The organism is Bacteroides sp. 3_1_13, assembly GCF_001185845.1.
In the GTDB taxonomy this organism is placed as follows: Bacteria; Bacteroidota; Bacteroidia; order Bacteroidales; family Bacteroidaceae; genus Bacteroides; species Bacteroides xylanisolvens.
This window is the reverse complement of record NZ_KQ236956.1, coordinates 1,031,172-1,054,497: the sequence shown is the minus strand read 5'-3', so window position 1 is coordinate 1,054,497 and position 23,326 is coordinate 1,031,172. Positions and strand designations below refer to the sequence as shown.

Below are 23,326 nucleotides of genomic sequence, written 5' to 3'. Positions count from 1 at the left end.
ACCTATATAGATTATATAAACCAATTTTGGAAGATGAATCGAAGTGTAGAATTCAGCCCGAACGAAGTCTTTTTGTACTTCTATCTCTTGAATGAGTGCAATATTCGGGGTTGGCAGAATCCGTTTGAACATCCCAACAAGACTATCGTCCTCGCAACCGGTATATCAGAGAAGACCGTCATTGAAGTTAGGAACAGATTGCAGCAAAAAGGTTTAATAACTTTCGAATCGGGTAAAAAGAATGCAAAATCGCCAGTTTATTACTTACTTGACGAAAGTAAAACGGTAAGTAAAGAGGTAAGTAAAACGGTAAGTAAAAGGGTAAGTAAAACGGTTAACATTAAAGATAAGACTAAAGACAATAAGACAATATCTCCCTTACGCGTGGGAGATCTGTTTCCGGCTGATAGTTTTTTCGACAAGTCTTTGGACGACTGTTATACTGAACTGAAATCAAATCGGTCATGGGCGGAAACAGTAACGATGAATACTCGTTCTTCCGGCAACCCTGAATTCACGCTAGAAACCTTTTATGGGTATCTGGAGAAGTTCTTTATGAAATTGCAAAATGAGGGGGAAACAGCGAAGTCACCTAAAGATGCGATGTCTCATTTTGCCCGATGGTTAATATTTGAACTTAAAAACAAGAAAGATGAACGGAGAACTAATAAAAACAGGACTGCAGGTGGTGCTAAGACCGTCGCAAATAGTCCAGGAGACAATAGTAACCCAAAAGGAGTTAACTCCGATACAACAGGCCTTACAGACTGGATCGACAGCCTCTCAATTGGTCGCTGAATGGAGTGGGACAATCGCGCAGTTAAACTGTAATGTCGCTTTATATGACGTGGCTAATGCAGAGCATATACCTACTCTGGCAGATGTAAACAGGAGCTTTAGCAACTCAACATCGATAGAGATCATTACCGAGCATTTGAAATCTGTATTGAGATATGCCGGTGTTGAATTGACTAATGCCCAGCTAGCGGAAACAGCCTTGTCGATACTATCCAGCTACTGGTACCTGAATTTAGCCGAGTTATGTATTTTCTTCTCCCAGCTAAAAAATGGCAGCCGAGGACAATTTGTATGGGGGACGAAAATCAACAATCAAGCTATCATGGTAGCGCTTGCTGATTTTTGCAAAGACAGACGCCGTGAGATTGAGCATAAGGAAAGCGTCAGGATACGCCAAGATACAGAGAAGGGATACTCCCGTTCTGAAACGCTTACCAAAGATATTGTCCTGGGAGCAAAAAGTATTCAAATTGCTAGAGAAGAAGCTATGCAGAGTTTTGATGCCTTCCTGAAGTTTTTTCCGCACCTTCCGGAGAAATATACCCCGGAAGTACTTTGGAAGGCATGGAAGGGCGACAACGAAGCCCTACATACAATTTACGGCGAAAAAATTCCTGCTGCAGACATTGCCGAAAAAGATATTGGGATGTATTTGTGTAATTATAACATTGCTAAGAGTAAAGAAAATGAGAGTTAAAGTATTGACAGTAAAACAGCCGTGGGCCTCATTGATCGTTCATGGTATCAAAGATATTGAGAACCGGAGTTGGCGAACAAATTTCCGTGGACGTGTACTTATACATTCAAGCGCAAAGGGTGATATTGCTAAGTTTGGCTGCTTACAGCCAAATCAAAGACTAAAGGTTCTTAATACACCTATGAGCCGTGTAGGTTTCAACGATCTTCCTTTTGGCTCCATCATCGGTAGTGTGGAGATTGTAGACTGCGTGCAAAACCATCCCTCAATATGGGCGGATAAAGGTGTTTATCACTGGATACTCGCTAATCCCGTTCTCTTTGAAAAGCCAATTGAAAATGTAAAAGGAAAATTGGGTTTATGGAATTATGACTGGGAGGAAACGAATACTTCAAAAGCTATTGTCAGTATGTCAACGGATATTGCTGAAGCAATAATTCCACTATTGAGTATAAGTAATGCTAGAAAATGAAAGCGGCCGGCGTACCACCGCCGACCACTATTATAAGCACAAAGCTTGTATTGCTTATTAGGAACAGCAAATATATAAAATCTTTGTGCTTATGGCAAGTGAAGCAGTAAATAATTACATAACTAAACGCTACGAACGCTGGCTTGATTACTCTTTGTATCATTGTGGGCTTGCTGGTATTTCAGACGAAGCAACAGACGTCTTGAATGAGGTCATTTGTTCGCTCCTTCAAAAGAAAAGCAGGTTACTGGATAAACTACTTGAAACAAAAAGAAATGGCTACACAGAGCTTGATTTCTTTGTTTTGAAGATGATAAAGCTAAACGCATCCTCTCCTACTTCACAATATAGGAGTAGATACAAGCCCCTGCCTGTGGATGATAATGTAGATTATTCCAGGCTGGATATTGAAGATATCCCGGATGAATCAGAAGATAGAAATGCTGAAATACTAAATAAACTGCATTTAGTAAGAGATACATTTGAAAGCCTTGATTTAGGTCCGGTAGCAGCCCGTGTTTTTGAGTTTCACTTCTTCCAGGACGGAAATTTTTCCGATTGGGAAGGCCCGGAAACATTGAAACAACTATATGAGATTTATAACGGAGTACAAGAACTTATTAGAAAGAAAATAAATGGAAGTTCATTGTTTTAATTTGTAATATTATTACTTTTGGTGAAAAAACAACAAAGACATGACTACAGAAGAAAATATGATTCCAATAGAACCTTATCTCAAGGATTTTAAACAATATCTTGACGCTAATTCAAGATGCATATTATCAGCTAAATTCGGCAATGGAAAAAGCTACTTTATCAGTAGTTTTATTAAAGAATATTCAAATGATTATCTGTTCATTCCGATATATCCTGTAAATTATCAAGTAATGGATAATAAAGACATATTTGAATTGATAAAAAGGGATATATTAATTAAACTACTTTCAAGTGAGGAGATTAATATCAATGAAATAGAATTGAATGCGGCTTCTTTGTTCTATTACTTTTTCACAAATAATCAAGAAGATAAGTTTTTGGATATTTTGAGCATAATCCCGGATATAAACATCTATGGAATTGACATTAATATTAGCAATGTTATTAAAAAGCTCAAAGAAGTAAAGGATAAATTTGCAACATATAAAAAACAATTTAAGTCAGATGATGAAACATATGAATCATATATCACCCAATTCGACTCACTAAAAGGTTCAATATATGAATTTGATACTATCTCGCAATTAATTTGTGACATCATTCGAGAATATAAAAAGAAGAATCCGACAAAAAAGGTTGTATTAATCATAGAAGATCTTGATAGAATAGATCCTGCTCACATTTTTAGGATACTCAATGTTTTCTCCGCTCATTTTGATAGATATACTCCTGGACCGGTTGAATTTGATAAAACATGTGGAGATAACAAGTTTTGCTTAGATAAAATAATCACAGTCTGCGATATTGATAATATCAAGAAGATATATGCCCATATTTATGGAGATAAGACTGACTTTACAGGTTATATAAGCAAATTTTCAAACAGCAAAGAATATATCTATTCATTAAAAGAAAAAATAAAATGGTATATTACCAATGTGTTATTGGATAGAGATTTGGAGAAATACCCAACACTCTGTAACTTATTATCATGTACCATTATTTCATTGATGGATGATAAAGAAACGGCAGAAAGTAATTTGCGTATAATAAAAGCACGTATCGGTAAAGCCAATAATTTAATAAGAAAGCAAGATATAAAATTAAATCTGAAACTTGGAGGAAAATATATTACTTCTGATTCTGACTGTACAAAGTTGTTAGCTTTGTTGAAAGCATTTGGAATTGACTTCAACAAAATTAATGTAAATACTGCTTATGATGAACTTGTGAAGATTATAGGTAAATACTGGGTTTTAGTTCCTATGTTTGAAAAGAATATTATTTTTGAAGTTCAAAAAAACAAGATAGACATTGTGTACTATAGAGAAATTGCACGAGGAATTAAAGATTGTCAGCGGTATACTACTATTTATAATTGTATTGATGGTGATCAAATTTTAGACTTTGATATACCGATTTGGAATGCAAAAGAAAAAGTTCCATCACTAATCTTTGGTCAAATTAATAATATAATTGATTATCTTAATAAAAAATTTATTATCTAATATATACGTTTTTTACAGTCAAGCATAATAAAAAGGAAATAGTCAAGGAATCTATATTTTAATTGAAATTCCTTGGTCATGGAAGAAAAAGAAAAAATTACAATTGATCCCCGGAACTATCGTATCCATGGGGACGAAAACAAGCGGCTTATCCACAAAAGTCTGGTTGAATGTGGAGCCGGTCGATCCGTATTGGCCGACCGTGACAATGTGTTAATCGCTGGAAATGGCGTGTATGAAGAAGCTCAAAAGTTAGGACTCAAAGTGCGTATTGTTGAGTCTGACGGTACCGAGCTTATTGTTATTAAGCGCAAAGACCTATCTACGGAAGATGAAAAGAGAAAACTGCTAGCTCTAGCAGATAATCATACTTCCGATACTTCTGAATTCGATTGGAAGTTAGTGATAGAAAACTTCTCGCCTGATGTATTGAATGATTGGGAGTTTTCAGTAGACGAGATCGAACTTTCGACTGATATCCATAATTCTGACGATGAGAAAGATAATAATCTTTATACAAAAAAAATAGTATCTCCAGTCTACACACCGACTGGCAATAAACCGGCAATATCAGAACTCTATAATCTTGAAACTTACAATTGTCTGATGAAACAAATTCAGGGGTGTAATTTAGACAAGCAGACTAAAGATTTTCTTCAGCTTGCAGCTTCAAGGCACATTGTTTTCGATTATGGAAAAATCGCTGAATTTTATGCTCATTCAAACAACATCATTCAAAATTTAATGGAAAATTCAGCTCTTGTCATTATAGATTTTAATAAAGCTATTGAACTAGGATATGTTTGTTTAAAGAAAGAATTGTCAGACTCATATTTGGAGGATTATAGCAATGATGAAAAATAATAGCTTCGTTGCATTGATACTTACACATGGGCGTCCTGACAATGTACATACAGTAAAAACATTACGGAAATGTGGCTATACAGGTGATATTATCATAGTATTAGATAATGAAGATCCGAAGATAGATCGTTATCGCAAAAACTACGAGAACATATATGTATTCGACAAAAAAGAAATAGCATCAGAAACAGATGAGGGTGATAACTTCAATGATCGTCGAGCTATTATTTATGCGAGAAATGCTTCTTTTGAAATAGCAAAAGAAAAAGGCTACCAATATTTTATTGAGTTAGATGATGATTATACGGAATTCTCATACACTTATAATCAATATGGTGAAATGAAGCAGAAAAACATTATCAATCTTGATAAAGTACTTGATGCTCTAATTGATTTCAAAAATAAAACAGGTGCTTTAGCTGTTGCATTAGCTCAAAGAGGAGATTTTATCGGAGGAAAGCAGAATAATATAGTTCGTGGTGAATTACTTAAACGGAAAGCAATGAACTCATTTATTTGTGATACAAACATGCCTTTTAAGTTTTTTGGTAAAATTAATGAAGATGTAAACACCTACACTTTACTAGGAAGTAGAGGAAATTTGTTTTTTCAGATTCCACATGTTTCTTTGAATCAAGTAACAACTCAACAATCAAATGGCGGGATGACTGATATATATTTGGATAGTGGGACTTATGTTAAGTCTTTCTACACAATTATGTATGCTCCTTCTTGTACAAAGATACGCCCAATGGGAAGTGTATATAGACGCCTACACCATAGTATTAATTGGAATAATGCTGTTCCTAAAGTAATTCCAGAGAACTGTAAAAAGTAGCCCCTATTTATATTTTAATTTGAAGATTATCCAAGCTAAGGCAAGAGTTATCACTATTTGTTAGTTATTGTTAGTTTATGACAGAGAAGAAGAATCCGGCCGAGAAGAAAAAAAGAGGGCGTAAATCAGAGTACAGAATAGAGTTCTCCGATCAGGCCCTAAAGCTTTGTTTGTTGGGTGCAACGGATAAAGAGCTAGCCGAATTTTTCTCTGTTTCCGAACAAACATTGAACAAATGGAAAAAGGACTATCCCGAATTTCTTGAGTCCCTAAAAAAAGGAAAGAATATTGCGGATGCGAACGTTGCATCTCGGCTATATAATCGTGCTATCGGTTATTCCTGTAAGGCAACAAAATTTGCAACAACCGAAGGAAGAATAACAGACTCAAAAGAATATATTGAGCATTACCCACCTGATACGACAGCTGCTATTTTTTGGTTGAAGAATCGGCAGCCGGAGAAATGGCGTGATCGCAAAGAGATTGACGCAAATGTGAATCTTAGCGATGAACTGGAATCAATGACAGATGAACAATTAGCAGCTATAGTACGTGGCGAAAAAGAGTGAGAGAGAAATATTGCTTAGGCGAGCGAAAGCAGCGACTATACTTCGTAAGCGTGAAGCCCGGAATGATTTCTGGGCTTTCTGCTTATACTATGATCCTAAGTTCTTTGCCAAACGATTATTCTTGAAGAAAGTAGCCGAAGCGTTCATGCGTGTGTATACCTCCTATTTAGCTAATATTATCTATCGTCTTGCTGTAAGTATGCCGCCACGTGCCGGAAAGTCTTATATATCTTCCCTATTCATTGCCTGGATGTACGGACACTTTCCAGAAGAATCCGTAATGCGTAATTGTTGCTCTGATACTCTATACAACAAACTTTCGTATGATACCCGTGATATTGTAAAATCGAAGCGTTACAAAGAGATATTCCCTGATATTCATCTGAAAGGTGATAAACAGAATGTGAAAAGTTGGAATGTGGAAGGCGCTCGCCAGGTATCTTATTTCGGTGGCGGTGTTGGTGGTACCGTGATCGGCTTCGGTGCGTCTATGCTCGCCATGACCGACGACTTATACAAGAGCCTGGAAGATGCGTTATCTGACAATAACAATGAAAAGGTATGGTCTTGGAAACAAGGTACGCACGATTCACGTATTGAGGGAAGCTGCTGTATGATTGACATCGGTACCCGCTGGTCTTCTAGTGATGTCCTCGGACGTATGGAAGAAGCTGGCAAGTATAATGAAATCATCCGGATCGCTGCACTAGATGAGAATGATGAAACTTTTTGCGCTGATGTACATACTACGGAATATTACCGGGAACTACGTTCTGAAACCGACGAAAGCATTTGGATGGCCGAATATATGCAGGAACCATTCGAGTCCAAAGGGTTACTATTCCCAAAATCGTCTCTCATGCGCTTCAAACTAGCCGATATTGCAGGAAAGAAACCTGATGGGACACTCGGAGCTTGTGATACAGCCGATAAAGGAGATGATGATTTCTGCGCACCATTCGCAAAGGTGTTCGGACCGAAATATTTCATTACTGATATTCTTTTCACAAAGGATCCTGTTGAAGTTACAGAACCGCGCCTGGCACAAATGGTAATAGATACCGAGTGCGATCAGCTACGCATTGAGTCAAATAATGGTGGTCGTATCTTTGCTATCAATGTGCGTAAGCTTGTTACATCAAAAAAGAAATCGTGTGTTATACAAGCCCGGCCAACAACCCAGCACAAGGAAACACGTATCATTATGAAGGCTGGCTGGATAAAGAAGCATTGTGTATTCTTAGACGAATCAGAATACCCTAAAGGTTCGGATTATTGGCGTTTTATGAAGTCACTCACTAGCTACAAGCGTGAAGGTGATAACGCTCACGACGACGCTCCGGACGGAATGACAATTCTTGCAGAATTTGCAGAATCACTTGGCTTGAAGTTCCAAACATCTACTCGTAAGGTAGGGCGTGGATAGTTATATTCATTCATGCCTAAATCAAATATTAATTACTGAAAAAATCAACTAGCATCAATAAAAGTTGTAAGACTGGATTACCTTTTTCTTGTTCTTTATACATCCAATATTTTAATCGGATCAGTAGATACAGAGTGACTATACCTAATTTCTTTCTCTTGTTATTTTTTCTACAAAACATAATATACCGAATTAAAAATTAATTCGATATTGCTCTGCCTCGCTCTGCGAAAATACAAAATGATTCAGCCTATATCCGAGAAAACACCTATGAATTTTGAAAAATGTTATCTTACCACTTCAGGAAATACTTCTAGGGCGTATATTTTAAAAGAAAAGTATATGCCAGACATTAAGGATATTCTGAAAAATGAAGATTTCGGTAGCATAGTAGGTGATTTATGCGTTGATACCCGTGAAAATCGTAATCCTCGTGAATATATGGAGGAATACAATGGAGACAGAACCCGACGTAAAGAATCTGTCGGGTATCGGGAGCCTAAAAAGATTGCTGTATATTCAGATACAGAAGTAGAAGTTGACCCCGAAACAGGAGCCGAAAAGCCAAAGAGACTAGAAGACAAGACTGTCGATGTAGCTAAGGTCGTAACCAACCTACCTAAAAAGATCGTTCGTAATTCTGTTGCTTTTCTATTTGGTGGTGAAATGACTATCACAGCAGAAGATTCGAACGACGGGCTCTGCGAGTTCAAAAAAGTCTATAAGCGAAAACTCAAGATGCAATCTGTATTGAAAGAGTTTGCTCGCAAAGTGTTGTCTGAAACCAAGGCTGCTATTGTATTCTATCCTGTTACCAAGAACGATGGAAAAAGTCAGTTGAAAGTTAAGATTCTTTCTACTCCCAAGGATAGTAATGTCGAATGTGAATTCTATCCACACTTTGATGAGGACGACGATATGGACGGTTTTCTCTATAAATACAATGCAGAAGTCAATGGCCGTACTTGCGAATGCGTGAAAATTTATACGAAAGATGTTATCTACTCCGGTATCATGGACGGTGTATGGCAAGTGAAAAAGATAAAGAATCGTTTTGGCAAGATTCCGGTAGTATATGCCGAGGTCGATTGTCCGGATTGGGAAGATGTTGCTAATTTGATTGACAAGAAAGAAATGAGACTTTCCCGGCTATCAGATACTAATGATTACTTTTCTGAACCTATACTGAAAACTTATGGTTTAGCTAACCTTCCGAGCAAAGAAACGGTTGGTAAGGAATTGAACTTCAGTATGGAGGTTGATTCAGATACCGGTACATCGTATCACGGTGATGCAGATTATCTTGCATGGCAACAATCTTGTGAATCCGTTACACTTGAACTAAACCAACTGGATGATGCAATACATTCCGGAGCTTCCAGTCCGGACTTGTCTATAAATAAACTAATGGGACTTGGCAACCTTAGCGGCACTTCACGTCGTTTTATGCTGATTGATGCAGAGATAAAAGCTACTGAACAGATGGAAATATTTGGTCCAGTTGTTCAACGAACAGTAGCAATCGTCCAAGCAGGAATGGCAAATATTACACATACAAAATATGCATCACAGCTAAATGACAACTACATTGAGGTAGAGTTTGGTAGTATTCTCCCACAGGATTTGGCGGAAGAACTCAAGAACCTTGAAACTGCTTCTCAATTCAATAGTAAAGAGACGATTATTAAAAATTCGCCCTATACAGATGATGTGGAAGCGGAACTGAATCGTAAGAAGAATGATGAGAAAGAAACTGCACAGAATAATTCACTCATAGGAGCAACTTTCTAAGCTATGCCCGGACTTTCTTTCTACGATAAACAACATATACAGAAAATTGCTGCACAGCAGGCCGTAATAGCCAATATCTTTAATCAGTTTATACTTTCTGTTTCCCCGTATCTCCGTAAATGGTCTGATGCGGGGAAAAACAATGTATGGATAAGCAATCAGGGAATAGAGAGTGCAGTTGACCGGGAACTGCTGAATCTTGAATCAATGCTATATGCTAATATCTCTGCATTTCAAAAGGACGGTTGGGAACGAGCAGAAAGAAAGAATGATGATTTTATTTCCCAGTTCATCAAGGGAATGGCTATTTCCAGTGCAACGAAAGATGGTATGTTTTCCCATAGTCTATCTGCATTTGAAGCTCTAAAAAATGATATAGACGCTAACGGATTCAAATTATCTGATAGGGTCTGGAATATTACACAGCAGACGAAATCGCAACTCGAATTCTATCTTGATAGTGGCGTAGTTGCCGGACGTAATTCAAACGGAATCAGTAGTGATATACGGCAAATTTTGCAAAATCCCCAAAAACGCTTTCGCAGGATCCGGAATGAGAAAGGCGAATTAGTTTTGTCTCAACCGATGAAAGATTACCACCCAGGACAAGGCGTTTATCGTTCTGCATATAAGAACGCTCTCCGGACATCTGCAACAACGACGAACACAGCTTACCGGAGTGCAGACTATGAACGTTGGAGCAAACAAGACTTCATATTAGGTATTGAGATACATCGCTCGGCCAATAATCGAGGACCGTGCAAGATCTGTGATGCGATGGTAGGTAAATATCCGAAAACGTTCAAGTTTACAGGCTTTCATCCTTTTTGTATCTGCTTTGCCACTCCTATCACCATGGAGCCGGAAAATTTTGCTGATTTCCTGCTGAATGACACAGTTCCGAAAGAGCAGGTTATTACAGACATTCCCCAGGGAGCAAAGGATTTCGTCATCGAGAATAAAGATGGATTGCAATCGGCTTTCTGGTACAAGGATAACTTTACCAATGATGGAGGACTACAAAGAGAAATAGTTTCCCAACCTATTACGAATGAAGTTATAAAGGTTTCTAAACCTAAACGTATCAAGACTGATTCTGAAATTGCAAATATTAAACAAAAATGGAATGAGCGAAAACTCTATAACAAAATAACCAACACAGAGAATGAAATACGCCTGAATAAAAGCTTTGAGACAGGAGTCCTATTTGACAGGAATGGTAATGTTGTAATCGATAAGCGCGGAGCCAAATATAGTGTTGCGTTTACGGATGAAGAATGTGCAAAGATGAAAGATTGCGTTTTCACACATAATCACCCAAGAGGCTGGCAAGAACCAGAAAAGAGTTTGGGACGAATAGGTAACTCATTCAGTCCGGCTGATATGTATCTTGCAATAGCTCATAATGTATCAGAAATGAGAGCTGTAACACCTAATTATACATTCGCTATGAAACGTCCCGAAGAAGGATGGGGAATTACAATTAGTAAATTCGAAAAGCTAGTGAATCGGGAGAATAACAAACTAAGAGTAGAGTTTACTGCTAGAATCAATAATAATACACTATCCCCAACAATGGCTTCAGTGGTCCATTATCATATATTATGGAAACGGATATCTGAAAAAATGGGATGGAATTATACAAAAGCGAAAACTCGTTAATTGGATTCTTTTAGGAAGACGAACTCCCCTTTTTGGTCGCTTTCTCTTTTGTCATGTACCTGTGAACCATCAAGGTACTTAACAGGAATGCCATTAGGGTATGCCGGGCATTTTAATTTATCAAAATTAAAATGCTTGCATTGTGTACACTTAGATATATACACATTGTAATATTCGTGTCTATCTTCTATATAATCCATTTTATACTTTGACATAATTACAAATATATGCATTTGATTCTGAAATAAAATATATAAGCAGGAAAAATTTACTCCCCTTATATTTTAATAGAAAATCGTTATGACAATCATTGATGCTATTAAAAAGGGCTTGAAAGCCGCAGGTGTAAACGAAAAGTACGCTGTAAAGGTTCAGAAACTCTTCAAAATCGAAAAGGAGGAGGATATTGATACTTATATTGCCTTGTTCAAAGACAATATTCTTCCTGATCTTGAAAGCACATCCGCAATAGAAAAAGCAAAAAAGGATGCTATTGCCGAGTATGAAAAGAACAATGGTTTAAAGGATGGTAAACCTATCAAGTCGGCTAAAAAGACTAAGAAAACAGTAAAATCCGATGACGATGATGAAGAAGACGATGATGAAGACTTCGAAGATTTGCCCGCATCTGTAGTTAAGCTATTGAAAGCCCAACAGAAGCAAATCTCCGAGTTGACCGCATCGGTATCTTCTGTCGTATCAACAGTCACAACTTCCACGAAACAGGCATCAGCCAGAACACTATTTGCAGATGCAAAACTGCCTGAAAAGTGGTTTAACCGTATTGATGTCAATTCTGAAACTTCTGTTGAAGATCAGATTAAAGAGTTGCAAGAAGAATACGCTGAAATCAGACAGTCAGTAATAGATGATGAGGTTGCCGGTGGTGATTACAAGCCTAATTCCTACAAGCCCAAAGAACGTTCAGAGAAAGAATGGCTGGAACTAATGGAGGACGAGGAAGGTGTTAATAACGGGACTGCCAGCCTTGGACTTGAAGAATAATAATTAATAATTAAAAGCTATGTTCAGAAAAAAGCAAAGTGAATTTCAGTATGCCCCCGGAATCGAAAAGATTATCGAGGACATTCAGGGCGGTGGAACTATTGCCCGTGCGGAACTGAAGGGAATCATTGATGAACTTCCTCCGCTTGTTATGGTGGGTAAGGACACTAACGGTCTTTATCATATTGTTAAGACTGGAAGAGTTACGGCTGTAGCTGCTGCCGATGCGGTAGCTATTCAGGTAGCAAAGAATCATGTGTTTAAAGTTGGGGAAGCGGTTACAATCGGCGGTGCTTTAACTGGAGCTTCCGATGTAATCTCCGCAATCGACAAGACCGCCCCGGCCTATGACACAATAACTCTTGCTGGTCCGATTGGGGCTGTGAAAGTAGATGATGTGTTAGTACTTGTAACTGCTAAAGCTGCTGCCAAAGCTGCAAAGTTCAAGTATACCCCGGAGGTTATCACCATGAACAAGGTTGATGTGACCGTAGCTAACCAGCAGTCAGGTCTCTTGGTGCGTGGTACTGTTAATGAAGCAGTAATGCCCTACCCTGTTGATGATGCTATTAAAGCGTTGCTTCATTTTATCCGTTTTATGTAATCCATTAATTCATAACTATATATGGAAAGAAGTTTAATTAAACAAGTGAACCGTAAGAATATGGGCGCCCGCCTTAACTCGCGTAAGGTTAAGCCGGTGTTTTTCCCTAATTTCTTCGGTGTAAAGCAGAAGAACTCTCTGAAATGGGAGACTCTTACAGGTGAGAAAGGTGCACCAGTTATCGCTGACGTTATTTCATTCGATTCTTCCGCACCTCAAAAGAAACGTGAAGTTATCGGTAAGATGTCAGGTGATATTCCTAAGACTGCTGTAAAACGCGGTATGAACGAAAGTGATTGGAATGAATACCAGCAACTTAGCAGGGATTGTGAAGGTGATTCGGATTTGAAATCTATTCTTGACCTTGCGTTCAAAGATCAGGATTTTGTATATAATGCTGTTCGCGGTCGTTTTGAATGGTGGTGTATGCAGTTGATGTCCAAAGGTGGATTCGTTCTCAATTCAAGCAATAACAATGGTATTGTTACCGAAGAATTTGTAGGCTGTGGTATGCCTAATGAAAACAAGAAAGTTGCTGCTGTGGATTGGTCTAAGTCTACAACGGCCGACGGCTTGCAGGATATTGAAGATACCGTAGTTGCCGCTTCTGCCGAAGGTGTTACTATCAAATATGTAGTGATGCGCAAAGATAGATTTGCTCTATTGAAGAAACAGAAGGCAGTTATCGAAAAGGTTAGGGGCTGGATTAATCAGAAAGAAAAGCTGACTATCTCCAAGAAAGTTATCAATGAGTATCTTGCTGCCCAAGAGAATACGGAAGGTGTTCAGATCGTTCTTGTAAGTCCATCCGTTCGTATTGAGAATGCCGCTCATCAACGTACTACAGTAAATCCATGGGAAGCTGCCAATATTTGTTTCTTGGAAGATTTGCAGTGTGGCGACGTTCAGCATGGACCTATTGCAGCAGAACACTCTGTCGAGTACAAGAAGAAAGCTTCCACGCTGAAAAAAGACTTTGTTTTTATCAGCAAGTGGTCTGAACTGGAACCGTTCAAAGAGTGGACTAAAGCGGAAGCTAACGCAATTCCAGTAATCAATGACCCTGATGCAATGTACATCATGAAAACTGATGGCCAGGCATGGACGGAAGGTGAAGATACTGAAAAAACAGACGAAGAGGGTTATTAATCATCTATTATGGCAACAATCAGAGAAACAATACTAGAATATCCCTCCATTGAGGATATGAAAGGCTTCTTGGATAAGGTAGTCTTCGTTAAGCGGGGTATCAACTCCGAAGCAGAATGTACTGCTGAAAGCATGAAGCAAGTCGGTCTTTGTGTCGCTGATACGTACGCCATGTTAGTAAACTCACAAGATTTCAGTGAGAATAAGCTTTCTATCACTCATCCCCGTTCTTTCTATGTCCAGACTGCAAAACAACTGTATATAGAAAACGGGGAGCCGGAGAAAGCCGGTAAACTCGGGAAACGAATCATTATCAAAGGAAAGGCTGGTAACAGATGGTAAAACGATATCCACATACAGCGATAGTCACTATCGACGTTAACGGAAAGACAGTAAACGGTGAATGGGTTCCGGGGAAACCGATTGAAATATCCGTTCCCGGACGTTATGATCCTGTAAGTGATGGTACTGTTGTCTATAAACGTAATTCGGCTGGTGATGAAGCGCAAGTGCATGGTTATTTCTATACCAAAATTCAGCCTCAATCAGGTAGTAAGTTTTTGCGTTTGAAAGTCGCTTCCAAAGGTATTGACGTACCGATTATCTGTTGGGAACCTTATCAATCACATTCAATTATTAACGTATGAGAAACGGCATGACTCCCCTATTCACCTTTGATGAAATGGAACGTTGGTTTGAACACTTTCAAAGCAAAGCGGAAGACAAGATGCTTGTTTTCCTGCAAGCTGGAGGTGAAAAGTTTATCGAAGTGGCTCGTCGGAGTGGTTCATATAAAGACCAGACAGGTAACCTTCGAAGCTCTATTGGATATATAATTGCGAAAAACGGAAAAGTGGTTGCAGAGAACTTTACCGAAAGTGAAAAAGGAACTGATAAGACAACCGGTAAGTATAAAGGGCGTAGGCTTGCAGAAGAAGTATCTCTGTCTCATTCCGGTGGTTACGTGTTGGTTGGTGTTGCAGGAATGGAATACGCGGCATCCGTAGAAGCTAAAGGGTATGAAGTAGTTTCAGGAGCTAATACGCAATGTGAGAAATATCTAAGAGATACATTGAAATCTGTTTTTAGAAAGATTTGATTATGGATGAATTCGACGCTGTAGATATAGTCTACGATGCTGTGATTACTGCAAAAACTAATGTTATGATTTACAAAGATGCATCGGAATCGGGTGTTACTAATGAACATATCGTTATCAATCACCTGCAATTGAATGAGCTCGACTTCATTAATAAAGTACCTGTTAACGTCAATATCTTTGTCCCCTTGAATGAAAACGGCATGCCCCGACGTCAGCGCATGAAGGAACTTAGGCGTAAGGTAAGGAAATCGCTTGATTCAATCAATAGCAATGACGGTACATGTAAAGAAGTGACAGTTCTCTGGAGTGTTCCAATGCCGGACTTCAAAGAGGGCTTTGCTTGTACAAATATTAGATTAGAAATTTTAATAGATCAATAATTATGACAGGAGAAGTAAGACCTATCGCTATGGGCGTAGGTAAAATTAAATTCGGAACAGTCGGTGACGGTGTTCCAGGAGCGGACCTCAAAGATTTTCCTCTTCCGACAAAAGGAAGTGTTGCATTTAACTTTGCAGATCCCAAGGAAGTGAAGATTGAAGTAGAAGGTAGTGAAGAACCCCTTTATGTTGAACTGGTGAAAGATACGACAGATTATGTTGAGTTCTCCATCCCTACTCCATCCAATGAAGTCCTTAAAGAACTGGCAGGCGGTGAAGTAGATACAACAGGAGGAAAAAATATCTGGAAAAAGCCTCTTAGTACTCCTTCTATCTCTAAAACGTTCCAGTGTGAAACATTACCTAAAGACGGTAAGAAGGTCGTTTATACCATCGTAAATGGCAAGATCGCCTCAAAGATTTCACAGGCTCCCGGATCAGAGCAAGCAGAGTTGTTGCTTGTTCGTGTATATATGCAAGCTGCTGTTACTGCAGACGGTAAGAGACAGACCGCTTTCATGCGCGAAGTAGTTACTATTGCCGGAGGCGGAGAAGCCCCAGCGAATGCTGCGAATGTCGAAGGCGGAGAAGCTGCTCCAAGTGCAGCTAAGAAATAACTAATTGGATTCCTGTATAGCTTAGTTGGTAAAAGCGCTACATTGGTTATGTAGATACCGGCGGTTCGAATCCGCCTGCAGGAGCAAACTTTTGAAGAATGGAGCCGAAAGTATTGAAAGTTAGTCGCGAATAACTGAATGTATTGCCTGGAAGTACAACGGGCTAGGCTCCTTGAGGAAATTATGAGTATAAAGAACTTATTTCAGCAAGAATCGGAATCCGTAACGGAGCAGCCTGTCAAGATTCCATTTGATTTTACTAACCGAGATTCTATTCCGAAAGGAAAGGATCCCGGTGATTGTATTGTAATAAAGCCTATCACTGTCCGGACATGGTTTAGAATTCGTCCACTTCTCCTTGAAATTGAAAAAGAAGATATTGATAAAATGATTGTTAAAGATGGTGAGCTGAATGCTGATTTTCCAGAATTGATGAATAAATATGGAGGACTACTTCTCGATGTCGTTTGCCTGGGCATTCATAACAAGCCAAGTGATCCGCCGGCATGGTTTAAAAACGCCCTCATTGACAATACGACATGGGAGGATATACGCATATTATTCAATGCAATCATATATCGCATAGGGTACCACCCTTTTTGTACCTCTATCACGATGCTTCGGAACGTGAGCCCGCTACGAGAGACGGAGATAATAGCCGCTCGGAAGAATCTGCAAAGCTGGAAGGATATAACCAAAGTAGATTCTTAGTTATTGCAAAGGAAGCTCTAGGATTAACGTTTAATCAAACGTTGGATAGTAGCTATGGATTAATAGAGATATTACTTCAGGAGTACTCATTTGTGATGAGACAGCGTAATAAGATGACTGACGAAGACGGAAATGTTGAAGGACGAGATTATGAGTGGGTAGAACTTCCGTCTTTTGATGACCCTAGTAAGACAGTCAGGATAAAGAAATATAACGATATTGCTGGAAAGGTCAAACGATAAGGTAATTTGCCATTGTGTTTATATATTAGGTTAACTGTTTTTTTATTAAATTGGTTTAGAGTATGTTTTCTAGTCCCTTGTATCTGTGAAGATATGGGGGATTATTTTTTAATCTCCTGAAGCTTCTGATTGAGAGATGCATTATCCCGCTGTAGATTCTCAATCAATCTTTTCTGATAAGCGAGCATCCCTTCAATTCTTCCTTCATCCTTGCCCTTCTTGTAAGCAGCATTGATTTCTTCTTCTGTGTAGTTCCTTTTATTCGCTACAGATACGTTCTCATTTTCCTTGGTCATGGCGCTAATGAATAGTAATTTATATATTATAGAAAAAGGCTATCTCTCCCCTATTCTTTCCGACCAAGGAACATAATCTATTGCAACGCATTAGGATTATGTAGCAAAGGGAATTGATAGCCTATATTGTGATATAGTAGGCGAATCAACTCCCTAATACGTTGAAATAAAAATCGTTCCTTGGTCTTAGAACACTGCAAAGATGCTTATTCTTCTCGAAATAGCCAAATTTTACCTCCTCTTTATATTTTAAGAATAAATGCTATATGGGTATTCAGAATAAAGATGGTGCGTTATATTTCGCTACAGGTATAGATAATTCAAGGCTATATTCCGGGCGTCAAGAAGCGATGGGAATCATAAAGGCAATGGCCGGTGAAATTACCGCTTTTGATGTATTCGGAGGGATTGGCATTAGTGCGGGGATCGCTTTTACTCAAGCAGCCAAAGAAGCATATAACTTCGAAAAGCAGTTCCAGCAAAGCATGAAAGAAGTTGCAACACTTTCAAGCGGAATAAAAGGCAGTCTTACCGATTTCATGAATAGTGCTATCGATATGACTAGAGAGGTTCCAGTTGGAGCCGTAGAATCAGCTAAAGCACTATATCAGATTGTATCTGCAGGACATGATGGAGCGGATGCTATGAATATTCTAAAAGTATCTGCTAAGGCTGCTATCGGTGGCGTTACAGAAACGGCTACTTCGGCAGATGCTATCACTACAATTCTTAATGCGTATAAAAAAGGAGCTTCCGAAGCAGAATCTGTTTCTGATATGTTATTTACCACAGCCAAGCTTGGTAAGACTACAATGGGAGAACTTGGAAAGAGTATTGCTCAAGCTGCTCCTATTGCCTCGTCCTTTGGCATTGATATCGAAGACGTGCTAGCAGCTGTCGTATCAATAACTAAACAAGGAGTTCCAACAGCCGAAGCTATGACTAAAATACGTGCGGCAATTATGGGAACGGCTAACCATTTAGGTGATGCAGCCTTTTCCGGACGTTCTTTCCAAGAAGCATTACAGCTCATCTATAACGAAGCAAATGGAAGTACCACAAAAATGAAAGAGTTATTAGGTACTGACGAAGCTTTACAAGCCGCCCTAATGATAACCGGACAGAATGCAGTAGGTGCTGCGTCCGATCTGGATCAAATGAAAAATGCAACAGGTGCAGCAGAAGCTGCTTTCAAAGAAATGTCTTCATCAACCGAGAATCAAATGAAGCTTCTTAGTAATAATATAACAGCAGCCCTTCGCCCGTTAGGACAGGAAATTTTGAAAGAGATATCCAGTGCGGCACAATCTATGAATGAAGCCTTTGCTGACGGAAGCGCTCAAGAAGCATTGAAAGAAATAGGAGCATTAATAGTTGTTGTTACGACTGCCCTTGCAGGATACAAAGGCAGTATTCTTGCTGTAAGTACTGCTAAGCAAGTATATGCAACGGTAACAGCAATTGTAAATCGACAGCGTGCTATTGAGGCCGCAGATTTAGTCCTAAAGAAAGGCTTGTATGCTATTGAGGCAACAATGATTGCAAAGAATACATCTTCTCGAATCTTATTGACAAAAGCTCTCAAAGCTCAAACTATTGCACAACTAAAAAATGCTGCTGCAATGTTAACTAATCCTTATGTATTAGCTGCAGCTGCTTTTGCTGGACTTGGCTATGCAATTTATAAATGTGCTACAGCAGAATCAGACTCCGAAAGAGCTATGAAAAAGCATAATGCTGCTATGGAGACTCAAAAAAAACATTTTGATGAATTGAGAAATAAGGCAGAAAGCCTTGTTAATATTATAAGAGACGAAACATCCAGTCAATTTGATAAATTAAGTGCATACAAACAACTTCAATCTATAATGCCAAATGTTTTAAAAAATCTTGATTTGGAGAAGATTAAAACAATGGAACTCCATGATATTTTAAAACTACTCAACAAAGATAAAAATGAGCAATATGTTATGGGGATTAAGGTTAGAGCTGTTATGAAGCAAGAAGAACTTGATGCAGCTACCGCTGAATGGCAAAAGGCTATCGATGAAGCTGAAAAAAACAGAAAAGATGGTATTGAGGATCCCGGATTAAGTATAAAAATTGGACGATTAGCCAAAAAGAAGAATGAAGCTGCAGAGTCTGCCCGTCTTGCAAAAGAAGAAGTAGAGAAAATAAATGAAATTCAGAAGAAAGCAAAGGAAGAACAAAAGAAAGAAGAAGAAAAAGCAGCCATTCAAAATAAAGCCTTTTGGACAAAACAAAAAGATGATGCTACGAAAGCATTGGAATCAATCGCTTCAGCACAAAAGAAGCAAATGGATGCTGGAAAGTTCAAAGGGATAGATTCTGCCGTTATTACTTCCTACAAAGAAAATATCAAGAAGCTGAAGGAAGCTGAAAAAGAATTAAAAGTCTATGATTCATCTTCCAAGCAGGACGACCAAGCTCACAAGCTCCGTGAAGAACAGGAGAAGTATAAACTCCTGCTAGATAAGCAGAATAGAGAGCAGCAGCGTATGAAAGAGGACTCTGCAAATGAACTCGAACAACTTGAAATCAACAAGCTCAAAGAGAGTAGCGAAAAGGTCCTTAGACAAAGGAAACTCAATCATAATCTAGAGTTACAGGCTATCGAGCGTGAAGCAGAGGATAAGAAATTACAAGAAATTGAAAAAGCTCGTTCAGCTTTCGAAGCTAATCCACAAAATAAAAAGAAAACCTTCAATGCATCAGCATATGTCAAATCAGAGCCAGTAAAGAAACAGTTTGATGCATTTGATAAAGTTGCTAATGAAAAAAAGGAAGTTACAAATACTAAATATAATCGTGGAGATGACTTATCCGAACTGTTGAATCAGTATCAGGATTATACAGATCAACGTCTCGCAATTGAGAAAAAGTTCAATGAAGATATTGCTACCCTGCAGGAACAACGAAAACAAGCTGTAAAGAATGGAGATACAGATCAAGTAGAACAGATTGATCGTTCCATAGCCCAGGCGACAAAAAACAAGGGAATGGAATTGATGGGCCTGGATTACGATAAGTTGAAAGAGTCTCCGGAGTATGTTCGTGCATTTGAAAATCTGAAAGAAACGTCTTCTGAAACTCTTAATTCTCTGCTGACTCAATTAGAGAATGCAAAGAGTACGGCTGCCAAAGTTCTTTCTCCGGACCAGCTTCGCGAATATACTAGTACTATTCAATCAATTATGGATGAATTGGATTCACGTAACCCGTTTCAATCATTATCTGACAAGAAGAAAGAACTAGCAGAAGCAGAGGAAGAGTTAGCTAATGCGCAAATTGAATTAGAAAATGCTAAACAGACTCAAGAAGCTGTAAAAGGTGGTGCTAAGATTGAAAATGGTGTCAAGTCCTCTAAATTCAACGAAAAGACTGGTAAAATTGATTCCACAAAAGCTTATCTGACCGAGGCACAGGCTTTGGATAAAGTAAAAGAAAAGACTTCGAGATACAATGAGGCGAAAGATAAGGTGGTACAGAAGGATGCTAAGGTAAAGAAAGCAGAGAAAGATGTAAAAGCACAGTTAGATGAATTATCAGACGCATTAACTGATGTTGGAAAATCAATCGGTGGACCGGCTGGTGAAATTATCTCATTGATTGGTGAAATAGGGACCTTTGCATTGACTGCTATGAGTGGTGTTGAAATGGCAGCAGATACATCGGCTAACGCTATCAGTACAGTTGAGAAGGCATCTGTTATTCTTGCTGTTATTAGTGCAGTAATACAGGTAGCGACGAAGATTTTCAGTATGTTCACTAAGGATGATACGACCGAGAAATATGAAAAGGCAAAAGAAGCATATGAATCCTACATCAACATTCTTGATCGGGTAATTGAGAAACAGTTAGAACTAGCAGAAACTCTTACAGGAGATACTGCAAACGCAGTATATGAAGCAGCCATCGCTAACATAAAATTGCAAAGTGAGAATGCAAAAGTATTAGGTCGGCAGTATCTAAATTCTGGTGCTTCTGGAAAGTCTCACTCAAAAGGGTACAGCGAGGTTGAAGATATGTCAGATGAGGGCTGGAAACAAGCAGCAGAGGCATTAGACATGTCCGTAAAGGAATTTAAGAAGAAAATGGGTGGTCGTATGACTGGCCTATTTGATTTGACCGATGAACAACTTGCGGAACTTCAGGAACATGCCGGTATCTTCTGGTCTCAACTTGATTCAGACACACAGAAATTTGCCGATCAAATCGCAAATGGTGTCGGACAAGTGGCAGAGGTATTGGAACAACAAATTGCTGATACAACTCTTATTGATTATGCTTCTCTTCGTTCTGACTTTCAAGATCTACTAACAGACATGGATGCTGATAGTGCTGATTTCGCCGACAATTTCGAGGAATACATGAAGAATGCTATCGTAAATTCTATGCTTAAAGAAGAATTCATGGACAGCTTAATGGCTTGGAGAGAAAAACTTAACAATGCTATGGATGACGGTATGACTGAAGATGAGTATAATGCACTGAAGGCAGAAGGGCAACAGCTCTCTAATGAAATGAAAGTAAAACGAGATGCAATGGCAGAAATGTTCGGCTGGAATGATAACGACGATGAGCGTGAGGCATCAAAGAAAGGATTTGCTTCAATGTCGCAAGACTCTGCAGATAAGCTAGACGGTAGTTTTGCTGTAGTGACTTCGCATACCTATTCTATAAATGAGGAAGTTAAGAGTATTAATTCAGGAACAGAGAAAATAGCAGAGAAACTGTCATATCTCATAAATATGGATAAGAATATGGCTGAAATGCTTCGATGTAATGATACTATTGTTTCCCATTTATCGGATATCTCCAATTACACATCTAACCTTGTGGAAATAAGGGAGTTCATGTACGCTGTAAAGCTGGGAATAGACACGTTAAACACTAAAGGTATAACACTTAAGCGATGAAAGGGCAATTACTAATAGACAGAATAGATGCTTATATCAGTTTGGGTATATGTATTACAAAGGGAAGTTATAATAACCTGGTAGCATTTCCAGCCATGAAGGAACCGGACAAGAATGATTGGCCAGAAGAAGACGGACAGGAATTTGATCTTTCTAGTCCTATATTGGATACGGCTGAAGTAAGCATTGAGTTTGCATATATAGGCAGTTTGGGTATTAGTGGACTGATTGATATACTTTCTGACTTGAGTTATCATGAATTTTACTTTCCCTTAATCGGCAGGAGTTATAAGTTACGTCTGTCTTCCCAAAGCAACTATGTTATTAATCCGAGCCTTGAAGTTGCTAAATTTATTTTTAGTAACGACTTCCCCCGAGAAGTCGATTACGAATACCAGGAGCCCGTAAATGAGCTTCCAATGCCTAAAGGTTACGAGATTGATAACAAAGACTTATCCGATTATGGCGTAGTCGTATTGCAAGGTAGCAATGCTGAAATACTAAAGGCTCCGACGGTAAAAAAGAACCTATTACAGAATTTCAAACGTCAAGATGGAGCAATCTATGACGGTGAAGTTGTGAAATTCCAAACCAAAGAAGTATCTCTCAAATGCCTGATGCGGGCCGGGACGATTGAAACGTTCTGGCGTAATCGCGATGCCCTACTCTATGATCTCACAAAACTGTCTGCTAAGACAGATAATGAAGGATATGAGTATTCCGATGCGGAACGTATATTTTATTGTGATGAGTGGAGTGAAAGCTATCCTTGCTATTATAAGAGTTGCCAGACAAACAATTTTCTTCTTAATAATGGGGTATGGTGGGAATTTACCTTGAAACTTGTATTTACTAGTTTCCGGATTGGAGAAACAGACTTCCTGCTTGCATCCGAAGCAGGAGAATTTATCATAACAGAAGATGGAATATTTTATATTGACTTAAAAAATTATGCCAATTAAAAAGAAAAAAATCAGCGAATTAACGCTTGCTGATAG

Annotated in this window: 24 protein-coding genes and 1 tRNA gene; 24 read left to right on the top strand and 1 reads right to left on the bottom strand. The window is 38.7% G+C overall.

Annotation, left to right across the window (positions count from 1 at the left end; translation table 11 throughout):
* Positions 1 to 33 precede the first annotated feature (33 nt).
* The 22 genes from HMPREF9009_RS16945 (at position 34) to HMPREF9009_RS16835 (ending at position 17,092) form a co-directional block, all read left to right on the top strand.
* Positions 34 to 798, top strand: a complete 765-nt coding sequence (locus HMPREF9009_RS16945; protein WP_232313600.1) for a helix-turn-helix domain-containing protein — start codon at positions 34 to 36, stop codon at positions 796 to 798.
* Entirely contained in the window at positions 686 to 1,495 is an 810-nt protein-coding gene (locus HMPREF9009_RS16940) for a hypothetical protein (protein WP_232313674.1), read from the top strand. Before HMPREF9009_RS16945 ends, HMPREF9009_RS16940 begins: the two co-directional genes overlap by 113 nt.
* A complete protein-coding gene (locus HMPREF9009_RS16935) occupies positions 1,485 to 1,967 on the top strand; it encodes an ASCH domain-containing protein (protein ID WP_083444237.1) in 483 nt (160 codons plus the stop codon). Before HMPREF9009_RS16940 ends, HMPREF9009_RS16935 begins: the two co-directional genes overlap by 11 nt.
* 91 nt (positions 1,968 to 2,058) lie before the next feature.
* Positions 2,059 to 2,622, top strand: coding sequence for a hypothetical protein (locus HMPREF9009_RS16930; protein WP_049702799.1), 564 nt, complete (start codon positions 2,059 to 2,061; stop codon positions 2,620 to 2,622).
* Positions 2,623 to 2,662: 40 nt separating this feature from the next.
* On the top strand, positions 2,663 to 4,132 hold the full coding sequence (locus HMPREF9009_RS16925) for a P-loop NTPase fold protein (RefSeq protein ID WP_049702798.1): 1,470 nt from the start codon (positions 2,663 to 2,665) through the stop codon (positions 4,130 to 4,132).
* 78 nt (positions 4,133 to 4,210) lie between these two features.
* Positions 4,211 to 4,996 carry a ParB N-terminal domain-containing protein gene (locus HMPREF9009_RS26245; RefSeq protein WP_232313599.1) on the top strand — a complete coding sequence of 262 codons (786 nt, stop codon included), beginning with the start codon at positions 4,211 to 4,213 and terminating at the stop codon, positions 4,994 to 4,996.
* Positions 4,983 to 5,834 (top strand): GREB1-related protein, encoded by an 852-nt coding sequence (locus HMPREF9009_RS16915; RefSeq protein WP_049702797.1) that lies wholly within the window; start codon positions 4,983 to 4,985, stop codon positions 5,832 to 5,834. Before HMPREF9009_RS26245 ends, HMPREF9009_RS16915 begins: the two co-directional genes overlap by 14 nt.
* 77 nt (positions 5,835 to 5,911) lie before the next feature.
* On the top strand, positions 5,912 to 6,403 hold the full coding sequence (locus HMPREF9009_RS16910; RefSeq protein WP_049702796.1) for a helix-turn-helix domain-containing protein: 492 nt from the start codon (positions 5,912 to 5,914) through the stop codon (positions 6,401 to 6,403).
* Complete coding sequence (terL, locus tag HMPREF9009_RS16905) at positions 6,387 to 7,829, top strand: phage terminase large subunit (protein ID WP_049702795.1); 1,443 nt, start codon at positions 6,387 to 6,389, stop codon at positions 7,827 to 7,829. Before HMPREF9009_RS16910 ends, terL begins: the two co-directional genes overlap by 17 nt.
* A gap of 342 nt (positions 7,830 to 8,171) precedes the next feature.
* A complete protein-coding gene (locus HMPREF9009_RS16900) occupies positions 8,172 to 9,620 on the top strand; it encodes a phage portal protein (RefSeq protein ID WP_049703363.1) in 1,449 nt (482 codons plus the stop codon).
* 3 nt (positions 9,621 to 9,623) lie between these two features.
* Positions 9,624 to 11,282, top strand: coding sequence for a hypothetical protein (locus HMPREF9009_RS26015; RefSeq protein ID WP_198154756.1), 1,659 nt, complete (start codon positions 9,624 to 9,626; stop codon positions 11,280 to 11,282).
* 300 nt (positions 11,283 to 11,582) lie between these two features.
* Complete coding sequence (locus HMPREF9009_RS16885) at positions 11,583 to 12,287, top strand: hypothetical protein (RefSeq protein WP_049702793.1); 705 nt, start codon at positions 11,583 to 11,585, stop codon at positions 12,285 to 12,287.
* A 19-nt stretch (positions 12,288 to 12,306) separates the two neighbouring features.
* Positions 12,307 to 12,891 carry a hypothetical protein gene (locus HMPREF9009_RS16880; RefSeq protein ID WP_049702792.1) on the top strand — a complete coding sequence of 195 codons (585 nt, stop codon included), beginning with the start codon at positions 12,307 to 12,309 and terminating at the stop codon, positions 12,889 to 12,891.
* A gap of 21 nt (positions 12,892 to 12,912) precedes the next feature.
* Entirely contained in the window at positions 12,913 to 14,040 is a 1,128-nt protein-coding gene (locus HMPREF9009_RS16875; RefSeq protein ID WP_049702791.1) for a major capsid protein, read from the top strand.
* A 9-nt stretch (positions 14,041 to 14,049) separates the two neighbouring features.
* Positions 14,050 to 14,382, top strand: a complete 333-nt coding sequence (locus tag HMPREF9009_RS16870) for a hypothetical protein (RefSeq protein WP_049702790.1) — start codon at positions 14,050 to 14,052, stop codon at positions 14,380 to 14,382.
* A complete protein-coding gene (locus tag HMPREF9009_RS16865) occupies positions 14,376 to 14,687 on the top strand; it encodes a hypothetical protein (RefSeq protein WP_049702789.1) in 312 nt (103 codons plus the stop codon). Before HMPREF9009_RS16870 ends, HMPREF9009_RS16865 begins: the two co-directional genes overlap by 7 nt.
* Entirely contained in the window at positions 14,684 to 15,139 is a 456-nt protein-coding gene (locus tag HMPREF9009_RS16860) for an HK97 gp10 family phage protein (RefSeq protein ID WP_049702788.1), read from the top strand. The genes HMPREF9009_RS16865 and HMPREF9009_RS16860 overlap by 4 nt, the downstream gene beginning before the upstream one ends.
* A gap of 2 nt (positions 15,140 to 15,141) precedes the next feature.
* Positions 15,142 to 15,522: a hypothetical protein gene (locus tag HMPREF9009_RS16855; RefSeq protein ID WP_049702787.1), complete on the top strand. Its 381-nt coding sequence runs from the start codon at positions 15,142 to 15,144 to the stop codon at positions 15,520 to 15,522.
* Between the two features lie 2 nt (positions 15,523 to 15,524).
* Positions 15,525 to 16,139: a hypothetical protein gene (locus tag HMPREF9009_RS16850; protein ID WP_049702786.1), complete on the top strand. Its 615-nt coding sequence runs from the start codon at positions 15,525 to 15,527 to the stop codon at positions 16,137 to 16,139.
* 10 nt (positions 16,140 to 16,149) lie between these two features.
* A tRNA-Thr gene (locus HMPREF9009_RS16845) sits at positions 16,150 to 16,223 on the top strand.
* Between the two features lie 99 nt (positions 16,224 to 16,322).
* Positions 16,323 to 16,850 carry a hypothetical protein gene (locus HMPREF9009_RS16840; protein ID WP_049703361.1) on the top strand — a complete coding sequence of 176 codons (528 nt, stop codon included), beginning with the start codon at positions 16,323 to 16,325 and terminating at the stop codon, positions 16,848 to 16,850.
* 41 nt (positions 16,851 to 16,891) lie between these two features.
* Entirely contained in the window at positions 16,892 to 17,092 is a 201-nt protein-coding gene (locus HMPREF9009_RS16835) for a hypothetical protein (RefSeq protein WP_049702785.1), read from the top strand.
* A gap of 101 nt (positions 17,093 to 17,193) precedes the next feature.
* Here HMPREF9009_RS16835 and HMPREF9009_RS16830 read toward each other — a convergent pair whose 3' ends face one another.
* Entirely contained in the window at positions 17,194 to 17,388 is a 195-nt protein-coding gene (locus HMPREF9009_RS16830) for a hypothetical protein (protein WP_004303094.1), read from the bottom strand.
* 266 nt (positions 17,389 to 17,654) lie between these two features.
* On the opposite strand from HMPREF9009_RS16830, the gene HMPREF9009_RS16825 reads away from it, so the two are divergent.
* Both HMPREF9009_RS16825 and HMPREF9009_RS16820 read left to right on the top strand, forming a co-directional pair.
* Entirely contained in the window at positions 17,655 to 22,328 is a 4,674-nt protein-coding gene (locus HMPREF9009_RS16825) for a phage tail tape measure protein (RefSeq protein WP_083444206.1), read from the top strand.
* Positions 22,325 to 23,290, top strand: coding sequence for a hypothetical protein (locus HMPREF9009_RS16820; RefSeq protein WP_049702784.1), 966 nt, complete (start codon positions 22,325 to 22,327; stop codon positions 23,288 to 23,290). The genes HMPREF9009_RS16825 and HMPREF9009_RS16820 overlap by 4 nt, the downstream gene beginning before the upstream one ends.
* Positions 23,291 to 23,326: the final 36 nt, after the last annotated feature.

Bases quoted from the DNA above. Each gene is read 5' to 3' on its own strand.
- HMPREF9009_RS26245 (WP_232313599.1), top strand. From the start codon at position 4,211: ATGGAAGAAAAAGAAAAAATTACAATTGATCCCCGGAACTATCGTATC.
- HMPREF9009_RS16915 (WP_049702797.1), top strand. From the start codon at position 4,983: ATGATGAAAAATAATAGCTTCGTTGCATTGATACTTACACATGGGCGT.
- HMPREF9009_RS16910 (WP_049702796.1), top strand. From the start codon at position 5,912: ATGACAGAGAAGAAGAATCCGGCCGAGAAGAAAAAAAGAGGGCGTAAA.
- HMPREF9009_RS16885 (WP_049702793.1), top strand. From the start codon at position 11,583: ATGACAATCATTGATGCTATTAAAAAGGGCTTGAAAGCCGCAGGTGTA.
- HMPREF9009_RS16875 (WP_049702791.1), top strand. From the start codon at position 12,913: ATGGAAAGAAGTTTAATTAAACAAGTGAACCGTAAGAATATGGGCGCC.
- HMPREF9009_RS16865 (WP_049702789.1), top strand. From the start codon at position 14,376: ATGGTAAAACGATATCCACATACAGCGATAGTCACTATCGACGTTAAC.
- HMPREF9009_RS16860 (WP_049702788.1), top strand. From the start codon at position 14,684: ATGAGAAACGGCATGACTCCCCTATTCACCTTTGATGAAATGGAACGT.
- HMPREF9009_RS16900 (WP_049703363.1), top strand. From the start codon at position 8,172: ATGCCAGACATTAAGGATATTCTGAAAAATGAAGATTTCGGTAGCATA.
- HMPREF9009_RS16830 (WP_004303094.1), bottom strand. From the start codon at position 17,388: ATGACCAAGGAAAATGAGAACGTATCTGTAGCGAATAAAAGGAACTAC.
- HMPREF9009_RS16850 (WP_049702786.1), top strand. From the start codon at position 15,525: ATGACAGGAGAAGTAAGACCTATCGCTATGGGCGTAGGTAAAATTAAA.
- HMPREF9009_RS16930 (WP_049702799.1), top strand. From the start codon at position 2,059: ATGGCAAGTGAAGCAGTAAATAATTACATAACTAAACGCTACGAACGC.
- HMPREF9009_RS16880 (WP_049702792.1), top strand. From the start codon at position 12,307: ATGTTCAGAAAAAAGCAAAGTGAATTTCAGTATGCCCCCGGAATCGAA.
- HMPREF9009_RS16855 (WP_049702787.1), top strand. From the start codon at position 15,142: ATGGATGAATTCGACGCTGTAGATATAGTCTACGATGCTGTGATTACT.
- HMPREF9009_RS16870 (WP_049702790.1), top strand. From the start codon at position 14,050: ATGGCAACAATCAGAGAAACAATACTAGAATATCCCTCCATTGAGGAT.
- HMPREF9009_RS16935 (WP_083444237.1), top strand. From the start codon at position 1,485: ATGAGAGTTAAAGTATTGACAGTAAAACAGCCGTGGGCCTCATTGATC.
- HMPREF9009_RS16840 (WP_049703361.1), top strand. From the start codon at position 16,323: ATGAGTATAAAGAACTTATTTCAGCAAGAATCGGAATCCGTAACGGAG.
- HMPREF9009_RS16945 (WP_232313600.1), top strand. From the start codon at position 34: ATGAATCGAAGTGTAGAATTCAGCCCGAACGAAGTCTTTTTGTACTTC.
- HMPREF9009_RS16925 (WP_049702798.1), top strand. From the start codon at position 2,663: ATGACTACAGAAGAAAATATGATTCCAATAGAACCTTATCTCAAGGAT.
- HMPREF9009_RS26015 (WP_198154756.1), top strand. From the start codon at position 9,624: ATGCCCGGACTTTCTTTCTACGATAAACAACATATACAGAAAATTGCT.
- HMPREF9009_RS16820 (WP_049702784.1), top strand. From the start codon at position 22,325: ATGAAAGGGCAATTACTAATAGACAGAATAGATGCTTATATCAGTTTG.
- HMPREF9009_RS16825 (WP_083444206.1), top strand. From the start codon at position 17,655: ATGGGTATTCAGAATAAAGATGGTGCGTTATATTTCGCTACAGGTATA.